Here is a 13,919-nt window from a genome sequence, read left to right as displayed (position 1 = left end):
GCGAGACATCGTTTCGCCGCATAGGGCTGGCACGGATTCGCACACCCGGAAGAGGACGAAATCGGCGGAACCGGGACAGAATTGGGATGCTAATGATGAGGAAATACCTCTTTTCAGCAGGGTTCGCGCTGCTTGTGGCGGCGACATCCGTGTCGATGACGGTCATGACGCCGCCGGCTTTCGCCAGCGCGATCAAATACGTCGTCAACGACGTACCAGTCACGTCGGGCGATATCGCGCACCGCGCCGCCTTCCTGAAGCTGCAGCGCAAGAAAGGCGATGCAGCCCAGGAAATGATCGACCAGACGCTGCGCCTTGCCGAAGCCAGGCGGCTTGGCATACGCATCAGCGACGCTCAGGTCGAGGCGGCCTATCAGCGCTTTGCCACCAACAACAAGATGCAGCTCAGCCAGCTTGATGGCGTGATGGAAAAATCCGGCGTCGGCAAGGATCATTTCAAGGAATTCATCCGCGCCCAAATGGCCTGGAACCAGGCTTTGAGCGCGCGTTACCGTTCCGGTGAAGGCGGCAGCGTGACCGAGCAGGATGCGGTCAGGCGCATGCTCGACAAGGGCGGCGCCAAGCCAAGCGCCACCGAGTACATGCTGCAGCAGGTCATCTTCGTGGTCCCGGCATCCGAACGCAGCGCGACGCTGGCCAAGCGCAAGCGCGAGGCCGATGCCATGCGCGCCCGCTTCAACGGCTGCAACACGACGCGCGAATTCGCCAAGGGCCTGATCGACGTCACCGTTCGCGATCTGGGCCGGGTGCTGGCGCCGCAATTGCCGCCGGACTGGGCCGAGCAGATCAAGGCGACCAAGGTCGGTGGAGCAACCACCACGCGCGAGACCGAGCGCGGCGTCGAGTTCATCGGCATCTGCTCGTCGCGCGAAGTGTCCGACGACAAGACGGCCCAGATGGTGTTCCAGAGCGAAGGCTCCAACGACAAGGCCGCCGACGATCTCAGCAAGAAATATGTCGACGAGCTGAAGGCGAAAGCCCGCATCGTCAAGCGCTGACGTGAAGAGCGCGATGACCGCGCTGGCGCTGAGCGTCGGCGATCCGTCCGGCATCGGCCCCGAAATCGCCATCGCCGCCTTCCTGGCGCGCGAGGCGGTCGGCCTGCCCGCCTTTTATCTTTTGGCCGATCCGGCGCTGATAGCCTCACGGGCAAGCCGGCTGGGCGTGTCGGTGCCGATCGTCGAAACGACACCGGGGCAGGCAGCGCGGGTCTTCGCCCACGCCTTGCCGATCGTTCCACTGGCGGCCCGGTTCATCGACAGCCCCGGCCGGCCGGATCCGGCCAATGCGGCCGGAACCGTCGAGGCGATCGATCGCGCGGTCGCCGCCTGCCTTGCCGGTGACGCCGCCGCCGTGGTCACCTGCCCGATCGCCAAGAAGCCGCTCTACGATGCCGGTTTCCGCTTTCCCGGCCACACCGAATATCTGGCGCATCTGGCAACACGGCACAATGGCGTCGAGGCATCGCCGGTCATGATGCTGGCCGGCCCGAACCTGCGCACGGTTCCCGTCACCATCCACATCGCCCTGGCGGAGGTGCCGAAGACCCTGACCACCGAACTGATCGTCGCGACCGCGCGCATCACCGCGGCCGACCTCGCCGGCCGCTTCGGCATCGCCAGGCCGAGGCTGGCCATTGCCGGCCTCAATCCGCATGCCGGCGAAGGCGGTTCGATGGGCCTGGAGGACCAACATATCGTGCGGCCGGCAGTCGACATCCTGCGCGCCGAGGGCATCGATGCTTTCGGCCCCCTGGCGGCCGACACGCTGTTCCATGCGCGCGCGCGGGCAGGCTACGATGCAGCACTTTGCATGTATCACGACCAGGCGTTGATCCCGGCCAAGACGCTGGCCTTCGACGATGCCGTCAACGTCACGCTCGGCCTGCCCTTCATCCGCACGTCGCCAGACCATGGCACCGCCTTCGATATCGCCGGCAGGGGCATTGCACGACCGGACAGCCTGATCGCCGCATTGAAGCTCGCCAGAACGCTCGCCGACACCGACAAAAAGGCCGCGGCCGCATGAGCGATTCCGTTTGGGGTCCGAACGCATGAGCATCGACGGGCTGCCGCCGCTGCGCGATGTCATCGAGCGCCATGGGCTGCAGGCGAAAAAGGCGCTTGGCCAGAACTTCCTGCTCGACCTCAATTTGACCGGCAAGATCGCACGCAGCGCGGGCGACCTGACAAACACCGCGGTGATCGAGGTTGGGCCGGGACCTGGCGGCCTGACAAGAGCGCTGCTTTCCAACGGCGCCCGCCGGGTTGTCGCCATCGAGCGCGACGAGCGTTGCTTGGCGGCATTGGCCGAAGTCTCCGCTCACTATCCCGGCCGGCTGGAGGTGGTTTCCGGCGATGCGCTGAAAACCGACTTCGCCGCCCTCGCCTCCGCGGCCGCCGGAGCCAGCGGTCAGGTGCGGATCGTCGCCAATCTGCCCTACAACATCGGCACGGAACTGCTCGTCCGGTGGCTGACGGTCGTGGACTGGCCGCCCTTCTACGCCTCGATGACGCTGATGTTCCAGCGTGAGGTTGCCCAGCGCATCGTCGCCGAGCCCGGCAGCGACGCCTATGGCCGGCTTGGGGTGCTGGCCGGCTGGCGCACGAAGGCCAGGATCGCCTTCGACGTGCCTCCCCAGGCCTTCACGCCGCCGCCCAAGGTTACCTCTTCGGTGGTGCATCTGGAGCCGCGCGCGACGCCCCTGCCGGCTGACGTCAAGAAACTCGGCCGTATCACCGAAGCCGCCTTCGGCCAACGCCGCAAGATGCTGCGGCAGAGTGTGAAGAGCCTCGGCGGCGAGGCCTTGCTGGAGCGTGCGGGCATCGATCCGACCCGCCGCGCCGAAACGCTCAGTGTCGAGGAATTTGTGCGGCTGACCAATGCGGCCTAGCGCAGGCAGCTCTGGAATCGCGACGATGCAGGCATAGATAGTCTGGCGAGCATGCCGGAGAGGCCAAATGCCTGCCTATATCATTTCCGATGTCACCATCCGCGACCACGAGGCATTCCAGACATACCGCTCGCGTGCCGCGGCTTCCATTGCCCACTATGGCGGGCGCTATCTCGTACGCGGCGGCCAGGTGGATACGCTGGAGGGCGAGTGGCATCCCACACCGCTGATCGTTGTCGAATTTCCTGACATTGAGCAGGCACGGCGCTGGTATGCATCCGCCGAGTATGCTGCAGCGCTGGATGTGCGCGACGCCGCGCTCAGCCGCCATCTGATCCTGGTCGACGGCATGACAGCCTGAAGCCAATCAGACGGTTTTCTCGTCCAGCAGCCCCGAAACGAAATCGAAGAGACCCGGCCGGCGGTCGCGCCGCAATCGTTCGGCAACGACGATGCCGCGCACCTCGGCGAAGGCGCGGTCGAGATCGTCATTGACGATGACGAAATCATATTCCTTCCAGTGCTCGATCTCGTTGCGGGCATTCTTCAGCCGCGTCTCGATCACCGCTTCCTGATCCTCGGCACGGCGCTTCAGGCGTGCCTTCAATTCCTTCATCGACGGCGGCAGGATGAAGATCGAGACGATGTCGGCACGCATCTTCTCCTTCAACTGCTGGGCGCCTTGCCAGTCGATGTCGAACAGCATGTCGCGGCCCTGCGCCAGCGCCAGTTCCGCGGGTTCGCGCGGTGTCGCATAGCAATTGCCGTGCACCTCCGCCCACTCGAGCAGCGCATCTGAATCACGCAACCGTTCGAACTCGCGCATCGTGCGGAAATGGTAGTGAACACCCTCGATCTCCGAGCCGCGGCGCGGCCTGGTGGTGACCGAGACCGACAATTCGAGGCTGGAATCGCTTTCCAGGAGGTTGCGCGCGATCGTCGACTTGCCGGCACCGGATGGCGACGACAGGACGAGCATCAGCCCCCGGCGGCGGATGCGGGATCCCAAATCCCTGGGAACCATCGGTTCCTTGGCGACCATCGGCTACTCCAGATTCTGGACCTGTTCACGAAACTGGTCGACCACCGCCTTCAGCTCCAGTCCGATCGCGGTGACGGCCGCGGCATTCGACTTCGAACACAGCGTATTCGATTCGCGGTTAAATTCCTGTGCCAGAAAATCGAGCTTCCGGCCGACGGCACCGCCGCCCTCAAGCAGCGCCCGGCCAGATGCGACATGCGTTTTCAGCCGATCGATCTCTTCGCGAATATCAGCCTTGGTGGCGAGGAATGCCGCCTCCATGTGCAGGCGGCTCGCATCCAGATTGGCGGACGCGTCCATCAGCAGCCTGACCTGCTCGGCTATGCGTTCACGGATCGCCGCCGTCTCGCGGGACGGATCCGCCTCCGCGCGCAGCGTCAGTGCCTCGATGGCGTCGATGTGGGCGGACAGCAGCAAAGCCAGGGCCGCACCCTCGCTTTGCCGTGCCTGTTCGAGCCCTTTCAGCGCCACGTCGAGCGCGGCCATGATGGCGGAGTCGAGCACAGCGCGCGCCTCTTCGGTTTCCACGGTTTCGGGAATGTCGAGCACGCCACGCAGCGACAGCAGGCCGTCAGCGGTCGCGGGAGCAACGCCGAACTGTTCCTGCAGCCGCTTGGCGAGACCCGCAAGGTCCTTCAGAAACGCCTCGTTGACGACGGGTTGCGCCTGCGCGCCGGCGGCGCGGCCGATGGTCAGCGTCGCCTGGAAATTGCCGCGGGCGAAACGCTTCTGCAGCGTTTGCCTGACCGCCGGCTCCAGACGCTCGAAACCTTGCGGCAGCCGCAGCCGCACCTCGACGCTCTTGCCGTTGACGGATTTGACTTCCCAGGCGATCGAGGTGCCGTCGTGCTCGGCGACGGCACGCGCAAATCCGGTCATGCTCTGCAAATTCATGTCGCCTGCACATCCCTGGCGCATCACCCCGAAACCAGTTTCCGGACAGGGCAAGTGCTGCTTGAAAATAACCACGCCGTAGGTGCGTCAAAATCGGACGCGTGGCGTTCCTTCAAATGTCAGGCTGTCGCCTTCCGGGCAACGCCTTTCTTCGCCTACTGGGCATCGCCCGCATCGCCGCCGGCGTCGCCATTGTCGCCACCGGTGCTGCCGTCGGCAGGCTTGTCGGCAGCAGGGTTGTCGGCAGCAGGCTTGTCGGCATTGCCGTTTGCACCAGCGCCAGCCGCGGCCTTGGCCGCGTCATCGGCCTGCTTCTTCTGCAACGCACGATAACGAGCGACGTTCTCATTGTGTTCGTCGAGCGTCGCCGCAAAGACGTGACCGCCCGTGCCGTCGGCGACGAAATAGAGATCGTCGGTCTTCGATGGATTGGCCACGGCCTCAAGCGCTGCGCGGCCCGGATTGGCAATGGGCGTCGGCGGCAGGCCGTTGATCATATAGGTATTGTAGGGCGTCTGCTTCTGGATGTCCGACTGGTAGATCGGGCGGTCCGCGGGCTTGCCCTTGCCGCCGAACAGACCATAGATGATGGTCGGGTCGGATTGCAGGCGCATGCCCTTGGCCAGGCGGTTGAGGAAGACGGCGGCGACGCGCGAACGCTCGTCACCCTTGCCGGTTTCCTTCTCGACGATCGAGGCCAGCGTGACGAAGTCCTCGATGTTGGCCAGTGGCAGGTCCGGCGCGCGCCGCTGCCAGACCTCGTCGACCAGTTTCTTCTGGTCGGCCTCCAGCTTGTCGATCATCTGCTGGCGCGTCGCACCGCGCGTGAAGCGCAGCGTGTCGGTGGCAAGGCTGCCCTCGGGAGGCGTTGTCGCCGGCATGTCGCCGCTCAAGGCGGGTTCATCGGCGATACGCTGCAGAGCCTGCTCAACCGTCAGCCCTTCCGGAACGGTCAGCGAGTACATCACCGACTTGCCGCTTTTCAAAAGCTCCATGATGTCGCGCATGGATGCCCGGGGCTTGATCTCGTATTCGCCGGCCTTGAGCGCGGAATCGTTGCCGAAAGCACGCACGCCAAGGCGGAAGACGCGGGCGTCGCTGATCAGTCCACGGCGCTCGAGCTGGTCGGCGATGTCCTGGACGCCGGTGTTCGGCTTGACCAGGAAGGTGTCGCCATTGGCCGAGGGACCGGGTTCAGTGAACTCCTGCTTGCCGAAGTAAAGTGCCGCGCCCGCGGCCAGAACCATCAGCATCACCAGGGAGATGACGAAGTTCATGAACACGACGACCTGGCTGCGCGAAGCGCGCGAGCGCTTCGGCGGCGGCGTTCCGGCTTCCGGCCGCAAGGCTTCGCTGGCTGTCTTCGGCACGATCGGTCCGGTATTGTTCGCCGGTCGTTGCCCGACTTCTCCATTGCCCGCCGGATTTGTGTTCATCTCGCCCTACCGTTTGATCTCTCAACGAATCCCCCGCGGCAGAGTAGGGGCGAATATGGCAAAATTGACGACATGCCGAGGCATCGCCCGGCAGCCGGACGATCAGCCATTGTAGCGCTGGAACACAAGCGAAGCGTTTGTGCCGCCGAAGCCGAAGGAATTGGAGAGCGCCACGTCGATCTGGCGGGAGCGAGGCTTGTTCGGCACCAGGTCGATCGCTGTTTCGCGCTCCGGCTTGTCGAGATTGATGGTCGCCGGCGCGACATTGTCCCTGATCGCAAGGATCGAAAAGATCGCTTCGGCAGCACCAGCCGCGCCCAGGAGATGGCCGATCGACGACTTGGTCGACGACATCGAAATCTTCGACGCGGCATTGCCGACAAGCCGCTCGACAGCGCCGAGTTCGATCGTATCGGCCATGGTCGAGGTGCCATGCGCGTTGATGTAGTCGACATCGGCGGGCGCAAGCCTGGCCCGGTTCAACGCCGCGGTCATGCAACGGAAAGCGCCATCGCCGTCCTCGGCCGGTGCGGTGATGTGATAGGCGTCGCCGGTAAGGCCGTAGCCGGTCACCTCGGCATAAATCTTGGCGCCCCGCGCCTTGGCGTGCTCGAGTTCCTCCAGCACCACAACACCGGCGCCCTCGCCCATGACGAAGCCGTCGCGGTCACGGTCATAGGGACGCGACGCCGTTTGCGGCGTGTCATTTCGCTCGGTCGACAGCGCCCGGCAGGCGGCGAAACCGGCGATCGACAGCCTTGTCACCGGCGCCTCGGCGCCGCCGGCGAGCATGACATCGGCATCGCCCCACATGATCAGGCGGGCCGCATCGCCAATGGCGTGCGCGCCGGTCGAGCAGGCCGTGACCACGGCATGGTTCGGGCCTTTCAGCCCGTGCCGGATCGAAACCTGGCCGGAGACGAGATTGATGATCTGGCCGGGGATGAAGAAGGGGCTGATGCGGCGCGGACCGCGCTCCTTGAGGATTATCGCGTTCTCGGCAATGCCCTCGATGCCGCCAATGCCAGAACCGATGAGCACGCCTGTGGCGCATTGTTCTTCGTGTGTCTTGGGCTCCCAGCCTGAATCCTTCAGCGCTTCGTCGGCGGCGGCAATCCCATACAGGATGAAGTCGCCGATCTTGCGCAATTCCTTCGGCTCGAGCACGGCCTCGGGATTGAAGGTGGCATTGCTGCCGTCACCACGCGGAATGACGTGGGCGATCTTGCAGGCAAGATCGTCCACCTCGAACTCGGTGATGCGCTTGGCCGCGCTGCGGCCGGTCAGAAGTTCCTTCCAGCTGTGCTCGAAGCCCATGCCGAATGGCGACAACAACCCAAGGCCCGTGACGACGACACGCCTCATCGCAGGTCCTCCCCGGTGATGACTGCGGAAAGCTTCAGGCCGACGCCTTGTCGATGTACTTCACGGCATCGCCGACGGTCAGGATGGTCTCGGCCGCGTCGTCGGGAATTTCCACGCCGAACTCTTCTTCGAACGCCATGACGAGTTCGACCGTGTCGAGGCTGTCAGCGCCCAGATCATCGATGAAGCTCGCCTGCTCCGTCACTTTGTCGGCATCGACGCCAAGGTGCTCGATGACGATCTTCTTGACGCGCTCTGCGGTGTCACTCATTTGGGGCATCCTCGTCTTTTGTTTGTCTGTCTTCGTTAGCGGGCAGAATGCCGCTAATCAAGCTGAAAGATGGTCCTGCCGGAAACGCAACGGCTACGAACCGGTTTTTGCCCGAACCGCCGGGTTGCGGGCCGCATTACACGAAAAATGGCTGAGGTCCAAGGTGAAATGGTCTCTTTTCACAGGCCCGCCCTATCCGTCAAATCATGGCCATACCGCCATTGACATGGATGGTCTGGCCGGTGACGTAGCCGGCTTCGTTGGAGGCCAGGTAGGCGACGGCGGACGCCACTTCAGCACCCGTGCCCATGCGGCGCGTCGGAATCGCCGCCATGATCGCCTCCTTCTGCTTGTCGTTGAGCTTGTCGGTCATCGCCGATTCGATGAAGCCCGGGGCGACGCAATTGACGGTGATGTTGCGGGTGGCGATCTCCTGCGCCAGCGATTTGGAGAAGCCGATCATGCCGGCCTTTGAGGCGCAATAATTGGCCTGGCCGGGATTGCCGGTCACGCCGACCACGGAGGTGATGTTGATGATGCGGCCATGGCGGCGGCGCATCATCGGATGGGTGAGTTCGCGGGTCAGCCGGAAAACGGCGGTCAGGTTGACCTCGAGCACAGAGTCCCAATCGGCGTCCGACATGCGCACGAACAGGCCGTCCTTGGTGATGCCGGCATTGTTGACCAGTATGTCGACGCCTTCGAGTTCGGCCTCCGCCTTCTGGCCGAGCGCCTTGACTTCGTCGCGGTTCGACAGATTGGCCGGGAACAGCTTGACCCGATCGCCGAGTTCGCCCGCCAAAGTTTCCAGTTTCTCGATGCGGGTGCCGTGTAGGCCGACAATGGCGCCTTGCGCATGCAGCACGCGGGCAATCGCCTCGCCGATGCCTCCCGATGCGCCAGTGACGAGTGCCTTGCGGCCGGCCAGTTCGAACATTTTCGTCTCCTGATCTGAGAAAACACCCTTCACACGGGTGGGGTCAAATCGCCAGTGGATTATGCGAATGCGGCCAACGCGGCCTCGACATCGGCCGGCGTGCCGACGGCCGATGTCGCGATGTCGCGGTTGATGCGCCGTGCCAGGCCCGACAGCACCTTGCCGGCGCCGATCTCGTAGAGCGTCGTGACGCCGTTGGCGCCGAACCATTCGACCGTTTCGCGCCAGCGCACGCGGCCGGTGATCTGCTCGACCAGGCGCCGGGCGACCTCGTCGGGGTCGCTGGTCGGGGTCACCGTGACGTTGGACACTACTGGCACCGCCGGCGCATGCTTCGTCACACCGGCGAGCGCGTCGCGCATGACATTGGCCGCCGGCGCCATCAGCGCCGAATGGAAGGGTGCCGAGACCTGCAGCATCAGCGCCCGCTTGGCGCCCTTTTCGGTGCACAGTTTCGCCGCCAGCTCGACCGCGGCCTTGGCGCCGGAAATGACCAGCTGGCCGCCGCCATTGTCGTTGGCGATCTGGCAGACATGGCCGGAGCCTTGCGCGGCCTCGGTGCAAGCCGCTTCGACATCCGCCTGCTCCAGTCCGATGATGGCCGCCATGGCGCCTTCGCCGGCCGGTACCGCTGCCTGCATGGCGTTGCCGCGAATGCGCAGCAACCGGGCCGCATCGGCGACGGAAACGAAACCGGCGGCGGCAAGGGCCGAATATTCGCCCAGCGAATGGCCGGCGACATAGGCGACCTTGTCCTTCAGCGAGAAACCGCGCGCTTCCAGCGCCCTGGTCGCCGCCAGCGAAACCGCCATCAGCGCCGGCTGCGCGTTGGCGGTCAACGTCAAGGTCTCTTCCGGACCTTCCCAGATCAGCTTCGACAGGTTTTCGCCGAGCGCGTCATCGACTTCCTGGAAAACCCTGCGTGCCTCGGGAAAGGTGTCGGCGAGATCCTTGCCCATGCCGACAGCCTGGCTGCCTTGTCCCGGAAAGGTGAATGCGACGGCCATGCGTGGGCTCCCGAAGACTGGTTTTACTTGCCGATAACACGAATTTTCCCTGCCTGTGGCGCAAGGCGGGCCGCCAAGTCAAGCCCGGTTCAACCCGGCCCCAGTTGCGAACCGTAGGCCGAGTGCCTGTTCCGAAAGGGCTTTTTGGCGATCACTCCTGATGAAAACCGCTCACGAATCGTTCGCTGGCTCTTCTTATTTCCGCCACAGGCGCTAGCTTTGCGTGACAATTATATGACAATCGCGTGACTTGGGTTGTCGCCGGGTGGGAAGTTAAAGTGGCAAAGAGTTCAAAACGCGCCAGCAAAGCTGCGCCTCAATTCCTGGAAGACGATCCGTCCACCGGCTATCTGCCCGGCCGGAGATGGCCGGTCGTCCGTTACGGGCTGATAAGCCTCGCGATCTCCGCCATCCTGGTGTTCGCGATCGAATTGATCGTGCGCGGTGACGTTGCCGGCACCGTTTCCTTTTTCCTGCAGCCGCTCAAGCCGGGCTGGACCACCATCGTCGTGTTCGCGCTGATCCTCATCGGTCTCGACGCCGTTCTGGGACGCAGCCATCAGAGCCTGATGATCGTCGCGCCCTTGACGCTGGCGCTAGCCTTTGTCGGCCATCAGAAATCGCATTATCTCGGCGATCCGCTCTACCCGACTGACTTTCTCTACGCTCGCCAGATTTTCGCGCTGCTGCCGCTTCTGGTACGTGACCGGCCGATGACCGCGCTCGCCATGGTCGTCGTCATCATCGCCGGCCTGTCGCTGCTCGTCTATGGCTGGCGGCTGTGGCGCCGCAAGGTTCCAGCGCTCAGCCACAAGGGCCGCCTTGCCCGGCTGACGCTGGCGGTGCCGATGCTCGCCTTCTTCGTCTCGATCATGGACTATGCCACCTTCTCCTGGACCAGGGATCGGCTGCAGATCATCCCGATCATGTGGGACCAGAAGGAAAACTATGCCTCCAACGGCTTTGCGCTCGCCTTCGCGCTCAACGTGCCGATGGCGCATGTCTCGGCTCCGCCGGGCTACACGGACAAGGCAATCGCGGCGATCGACCGCTCGGATGTGACCGTCTCGGTGCCGGCCGAGAAGCCCGACATCATCATCGTCATGAGTGAATCCTTCTGGGATCCGACGAAGCTGCCCGGCGTCAGCATCACGCCCGACCCGATCCCCAATGTGCGGGCGCTGCGCTCGGGCTCGATGTTCTCGCCCGAATTCGGCGGCATGACCGCCAACATCGAGTTCGAGGCGCTGACCGGCTTTTCCAACGCATTCCTGCCAGCCGGCAGCATCCCCTATCAGCAATATGTGCGCACGCCGACGCCTTCGCTCGCAACCTTCCTGAAGAGCCAGGGCTACCGGGCGCGCGCCATCCATCCCGGCACCAACTGGTTCTGGAACCGTGGCGCGGTCTATGCCGATTTCGGCTTCAACGATTTCAAATCCGAAGAGACGCTGCCGCCCATGGAAAAGCGCGGGCCGCTGGCATCCGACGCGGCGATGACCGATGAGATCATCAGCGAGGCCGACGCCAGCGACGACCCGGTGTTCTTCTTTGCCGTCAGCCTGCAAAACCACGGTCCCTACGAGCCGAACCGCTATTACAATCCGACACACGTAGTGCAGGCACCGATCAGCCAGTGGGCGCGCGAGTCGCTGCTCAGCTACGCCGAGGGCTCAGCCGACGCCGACCGCGGCCTTGAACGCCTTGTCGAATGGGCGAAGAAACGCTCCCGCCCCACCGTGATCGCCTTCTTCGGCGACCATCTGCCGCCGCTGGGACCGGTCTATGTCGAAACCGGCTTCCTGAAGGACAATGTCGCGCCGCGCAAGGAACCGACGCCGGAAGCCGCCCTTGAACATCATCAGACGCCGCTGATCATCTGGTCGAACCGCTCCGGTCCGGTCGAGAACCTGGGTGCGGTCAGCCCCGCTTTCCTGCCCTATCATATCCTGACCGCTGCCGGCATCAGCCATCCTTACTACACCGGCTTCCTGGGCGAGATGCGGGAGCGCTACCGCGTCGTCGACCGCAACCTGCTTCTGACCCCGGCCGGCGAGGCCACGCCCGACTGGTCGCGCCAGAAGGAGATCGACCCGGCGATCCGCGATTTCCGGCTCATCCAGTACGACATGATGTTCGGCAAGCGCCACGCGGCGCCCGCCTTCTTCCCCGAGACGGTCGACAAGGTCGTCGTCCACACGAGTTGATCAGCCGACCCATCGGATTCAGCCTGGACCTGGCGGGGCGAACACTCAATTCGTCAGTTGCAGCCTTGAGAACTTGTTGGCGATCTGTTGGAAAACGTCCGGCAGCTTGGCCGGGTCGTTGACGGCATAGTAGCCGCTCGGGTCGGATGCACAGGCACTGTAAAGCGCGCGGTTGGCGGCGGTGTCGGATTGCAGCACCATGGTGTAGATTTGCACGTCCTCGTTCTTCAGTTGCGTGCAAACGCTTTTGGTCCAGCCGTCGACATTGCGCGCCGCGGCGGTCTGATCGTCCGATCCGAAACGGCCACCCGCCAGATAGCCATAGGATGTGTAGTCGGACTTTGTCGGCTGTTCGCTGGCGCCATAGACAACGTTCTCGCCGTCGGTGAGCAACAGCACGATCTTGCTGATGCCGCGCGTCTTCCACGGCGCTCCATCGGTGTAGGGCGCGGCGGGCGACAGCACCCGCATGCCCCACGACAGGCCTTCGGAGACATTGGTGCCCGAACCGTTCCACTCGGTCATCTCGCTTGCTGCCTTGCGCAGCTTGTCGAAATCGTCGGTCAGGGGGACGATGGGTGTCGGGCAAGCGCGGTTCGGGCCGACGGTGATGGGGGAACCCGTCTCGGTGATGAGCTCGTTGGTCGGCACAACATATTTAGCCACCTTTTCCTTGGCAGCCTTGTCGGCCGGTGGCACAGGGTCGGCCAGACTGCTGAGATCGATACCGAGGCGGTTGCCTTTCAGCTTGGCGACCTTGGTGTTGTCGCTGGCGTCGTCGAGATAGGAATTGTTGTAATATTTGGCCGCATTGCCATAGGAGCTAGACAGCTTTTGGGCACCTTCCGGATCGTCCGGCGCAAAATACGGAACGAACAGCGTGTCGGGCTTGTCCGGGTCAGGTGGGGTATCGGAAATGTTATAAGCGCCCGGCCGCGCCTCGACACAGCCCTTCCATCCGGTGCCGTTCCATCCGGCCGCGGTCCATCCGGTGTCCTTGAGCTGCTTGAAAAGCGCCATATGATTGGGACGCTTGCCGTCGATGACGGGGAAATTGACGCCATTGGTGGAAGACTTGCCGTCCATGTCGATCCAGGACGGGTCGAATTCATCGCCATTGACGTTGACGGCCGTGACGAACGGAACCAGGGAGGCGCGAATCTGGCGCGTCGGCGATTTCGTCGCCTCGAGTGTGTCCAGCAGGGACTTCGTTGCCGTCCTCAACGCCGTCATGCGGGCACCGGCCATCGAGCCGGTATTGTCCAGAACCAGCACGACTTCGAGCTGATTGTTCGATTCGACCGCCGAGGCATCGACGGCGATGTGTCTGTTCCGGCCGAACAGGAAACCGAAGTTCAAATTGACGTCGGCCGACGCAGCCGCCTTGGTCTTGATGAAGTTGACGCCCCTGTCGACGGTCAGCGTCGCCTGCGCGTTGGCGAGTTCGCCATGCCCGGCGATGTTGGCCTGAAAATAGCGGTCGAAGGCATCGGTGCGGGTAATGTCGAGGTCGCCGAGATGCGAGGAGGCAAGATTGGCGGCGTCGAGAGCATTCTGCAGGTTGCTCTTGGCTCGCATGACGGTGGACACGTCGACCGCGAAGGCCACGGCCGACAGGATGGCCGGCAGGCCGAGCCCCATCAGCAGTGCGAAATTGCCGCTCTTCGAGCGCCAGAATCTGTTGAGAAGCATCCTTACCCCCGGAAATGCTTGCCGCTTGTTCTGCGCGGATCGCCCGGGCTTTTGCGCCTTCCATGATGAATCGACCGTTGACGGCGAGGCTCAACCCTGCACAACCTGACACTGTGGTTAAGGGCCGGTTGCCGGAATCACCACGCCATTCCGG

General features: G+C 63.7%; 14 protein-coding genes. 6 read left to right on the top strand and 8 right to left on the bottom strand.

Features of this window, described 5'->3' with window-relative positions; all coding sequences use genetic code 11:
• Nucleotides 1–86: 86 nt before the first annotated feature.
• The 4 genes from CK228_RS14475 (at nucleotide 87) to CK228_RS14460 (ending at nucleotide 3,275) form a co-directional block, all read left to right on the top strand.
• Nucleotides 87–1,019 (top strand): peptidylprolyl isomerase, encoded by a 933-nt coding sequence (locus CK228_RS14475; RefSeq protein ID WP_179295913.1) that lies wholly within the window; start codon nucleotides 87–89, stop codon nucleotides 1,017–1,019.
• A gap of 13 nt (nucleotides 1,020–1,032) precedes the next feature.
• Entirely contained in the window at nucleotides 1,033–2,049 is a 1,017-nt protein-coding gene (pdxA, locus tag CK228_RS14470; protein WP_179295912.1) for a 4-hydroxythreonine-4-phosphate dehydrogenase PdxA, read from the top strand.
• Between the two features lie 25 nt (nucleotides 2,050–2,074).
• Nucleotides 2,075–2,914 carry a 16S rRNA (adenine(1518)-N(6)/adenine(1519)-N(6))-dimethyltransferase RsmA gene (gene rsmA / locus CK228_RS14465; protein ID WP_095788289.1) on the top strand — a complete coding sequence of 280 codons (840 nt, stop codon included), beginning with the start codon at nucleotides 2,075–2,077 and terminating at the stop codon, nucleotides 2,912–2,914.
• A gap of 67 nt (nucleotides 2,915–2,981) precedes the next feature.
• Nucleotides 2,982–3,275, top strand: a complete 294-nt coding sequence (locus tag CK228_RS14460) for a DUF1330 domain-containing protein (RefSeq protein ID WP_095788288.1) — start codon at nucleotides 2,982–2,984, stop codon at nucleotides 3,273–3,275.
• 6 nt (nucleotides 3,276–3,281) lie between these two features.
• Here CK228_RS14460 and gmk read toward each other — a convergent pair whose 3' ends face one another.
• The 3 genes from gmk to mltG all read right to left on the bottom strand — a co-directional run bounded on the left by gmk (nucleotide 3,282) and on the right by mltG (nucleotide 6,127).
• Nucleotides 3,282–3,938: a guanylate kinase gene (gene gmk, locus CK228_RS14455; RefSeq protein ID WP_027053294.1), complete on the bottom strand. Its 657-nt coding sequence runs from the start codon at nucleotides 3,936–3,938 to the stop codon at nucleotides 3,282–3,284.
• A gap of 21 nt (nucleotides 3,939–3,959) precedes the next feature.
• The gene (locus CK228_RS14450) at nucleotides 3,960–4,850 is read right to left on the bottom strand and encodes a YicC/YloC family endoribonuclease (protein WP_095788287.1); all 891 of its coding nucleotides are present in this window, start codon (nucleotides 4,848–4,850) and stop codon (nucleotides 3,960–3,962) included.
• Nucleotides 4,851–5,005: 155 nt separating this feature from the next.
• On the bottom strand, nucleotides 5,006–6,127 hold the full coding sequence (gene mltG / locus CK228_RS14445; RefSeq protein WP_245437720.1) for an endolytic transglycosylase MltG: 1,122 nt from the start codon (nucleotides 6,125–6,127) through the stop codon (nucleotides 5,006–5,008).
• Between mltG and CK228_RS35775 the strand changes: the two genes are divergently transcribed.
• Nucleotides 6,126–6,401 (top strand): hypothetical protein, encoded by a 276-nt coding sequence (locus CK228_RS35775; protein WP_245438031.1) that lies wholly within the window; start codon nucleotides 6,126–6,128, stop codon nucleotides 6,399–6,401. The two genes, mltG and CK228_RS35775, sit on opposite strands and share 2 nt — an antisense overlap.
• Here the strand turns inward: CK228_RS35775 and fabF are convergent.
• The 4 genes from fabF to fabD form a co-directional block, all read right to left on the bottom strand.
• A complete protein-coding gene (fabF, locus tag CK228_RS14440; RefSeq protein ID WP_095770675.1) occupies nucleotides 6,389–7,651 on the bottom strand; it encodes a beta-ketoacyl-ACP synthase II in 1,263 nt (420 codons plus the stop codon). The two genes, CK228_RS35775 and fabF, sit on opposite strands and share 13 nt — an antisense overlap.
• A gap of 34 nt (nucleotides 7,652–7,685) precedes the next feature.
• Entirely contained in the window at nucleotides 7,686–7,922 is a 237-nt protein-coding gene (locus tag CK228_RS14435) for an acyl carrier protein (protein WP_006203723.1), read from the bottom strand.
• Between the two features lie 199 nt (nucleotides 7,923–8,121).
• Nucleotides 8,122–8,859 carry a 3-oxoacyl-[acyl-carrier-protein] reductase gene (fabG, locus tag CK228_RS14430; RefSeq protein ID WP_095788285.1) on the bottom strand — a complete coding sequence of 246 codons (738 nt, stop codon included), beginning with the start codon at nucleotides 8,857–8,859 and terminating at the stop codon, nucleotides 8,122–8,124.
• Nucleotides 8,860–8,918: 59 nt separating this feature from the next.
• Nucleotides 8,919–9,866, bottom strand: coding sequence for an ACP S-malonyltransferase (gene fabD, locus CK228_RS14425; RefSeq protein ID WP_095788284.1), 948 nt, complete (start codon nucleotides 9,864–9,866; stop codon nucleotides 8,919–8,921).
• Nucleotides 9,867–10,144: 278 nt separating this feature from the next.
• On the opposite strand from fabD, the gene CK228_RS14420 reads away from it, so the two are divergent.
• Nucleotides 10,145–12,073: an LTA synthase family protein gene (locus CK228_RS14420; protein WP_245317996.1), complete on the top strand. Its 1,929-nt coding sequence runs from the start codon at nucleotides 10,145–10,147 to the stop codon at nucleotides 12,071–12,073.
• Between the two features lie 45 nt (nucleotides 12,074–12,118).
• Here CK228_RS14420 and CK228_RS14415 read toward each other — a convergent pair whose 3' ends face one another.
• Entirely contained in the window at nucleotides 12,119–13,765 is a 1,647-nt protein-coding gene (locus CK228_RS14415; RefSeq protein WP_095770679.1) for a pilus assembly protein, read from the bottom strand.
• Between the last annotated feature and the right edge of the window lie 154 nt (nucleotides 13,766–13,919).

The sequence above is a fragment of the Mesorhizobium sp. WSM4312 genome (assembly GCF_002294875.1).
GTDB lineage: Bacteria > Pseudomonadota > Alphaproteobacteria > Rhizobiales > Rhizobiaceae > Mesorhizobium.
This window is presented reverse-complemented; position numbering and strand designations above follow the sequence as displayed.

Coding starts and splice junctions, on each gene's coding strand:
- CK228_RS14450 (WP_095788287.1), bottom strand. CDS start 4,850: ATGAATTTGCAGAGCATGACCGGATTTGCGCGTGCCGTCGCCGAGCAC.
- mltG (WP_245437720.1), bottom strand. CDS start 6,127: ATGAACTTCGTCATCTCCCTGGTGATGCTGATGGTTCTGGCCGCGGGC.
- gmk (WP_027053294.1), bottom strand. CDS start 3,938: ATGGTTCCCAGGGATTTGGGATCCCGCATCCGCCGCCGGGGGCTGATG.
- CK228_RS14435 (WP_006203723.1), bottom strand. CDS start 7,922: ATGAGTGACACCGCAGAGCGCGTCAAGAAGATCGTCATCGAGCACCTT.
- fabF (WP_095770675.1), bottom strand. CDS start 7,651: ATGAGGCGTGTCGTCGTCACGGGCCTTGGGTTGTTGTCGCCATTCGGC.
- CK228_RS14460 (WP_095788288.1), top strand. CDS start 2,982: ATGCCTGCCTATATCATTTCCGATGTCACCATCCGCGACCACGAGGCA.
- CK228_RS14475 (WP_179295913.1), top strand. CDS start 87: ATGCTAATGATGAGGAAATACCTCTTTTCAGCAGGGTTCGCGCTGCTT.
- CK228_RS14415 (WP_095770679.1), bottom strand. CDS start 13,765: ATGCTTCTCAACAGATTCTGGCGCTCGAAGAGCGGCAATTTCGCACTG.
- fabG (WP_095788285.1), bottom strand. CDS start 8,859: ATGTTCGAACTGGCCGGCCGCAAGGCACTCGTCACTGGCGCATCGGGA.
- pdxA (WP_179295912.1), top strand. CDS start 1,033: ATGACCGCGCTGGCGCTGAGCGTCGGCGATCCGTCCGGCATCGGCCCC.
- rsmA (WP_095788289.1), top strand. CDS start 2,075: ATGAGCATCGACGGGCTGCCGCCGCTGCGCGATGTCATCGAGCGCCAT.
- fabD (WP_095788284.1), bottom strand. CDS start 9,866: ATGGCCGTCGCATTCACCTTTCCGGGACAAGGCAGCCAGGCTGTCGGC.
- CK228_RS35775 (WP_245438031.1), top strand. CDS start 6,126: ATGAACACGACGACCTGGCTGCGCGAAGCGCGCGAGCGCTTCGGCGGC.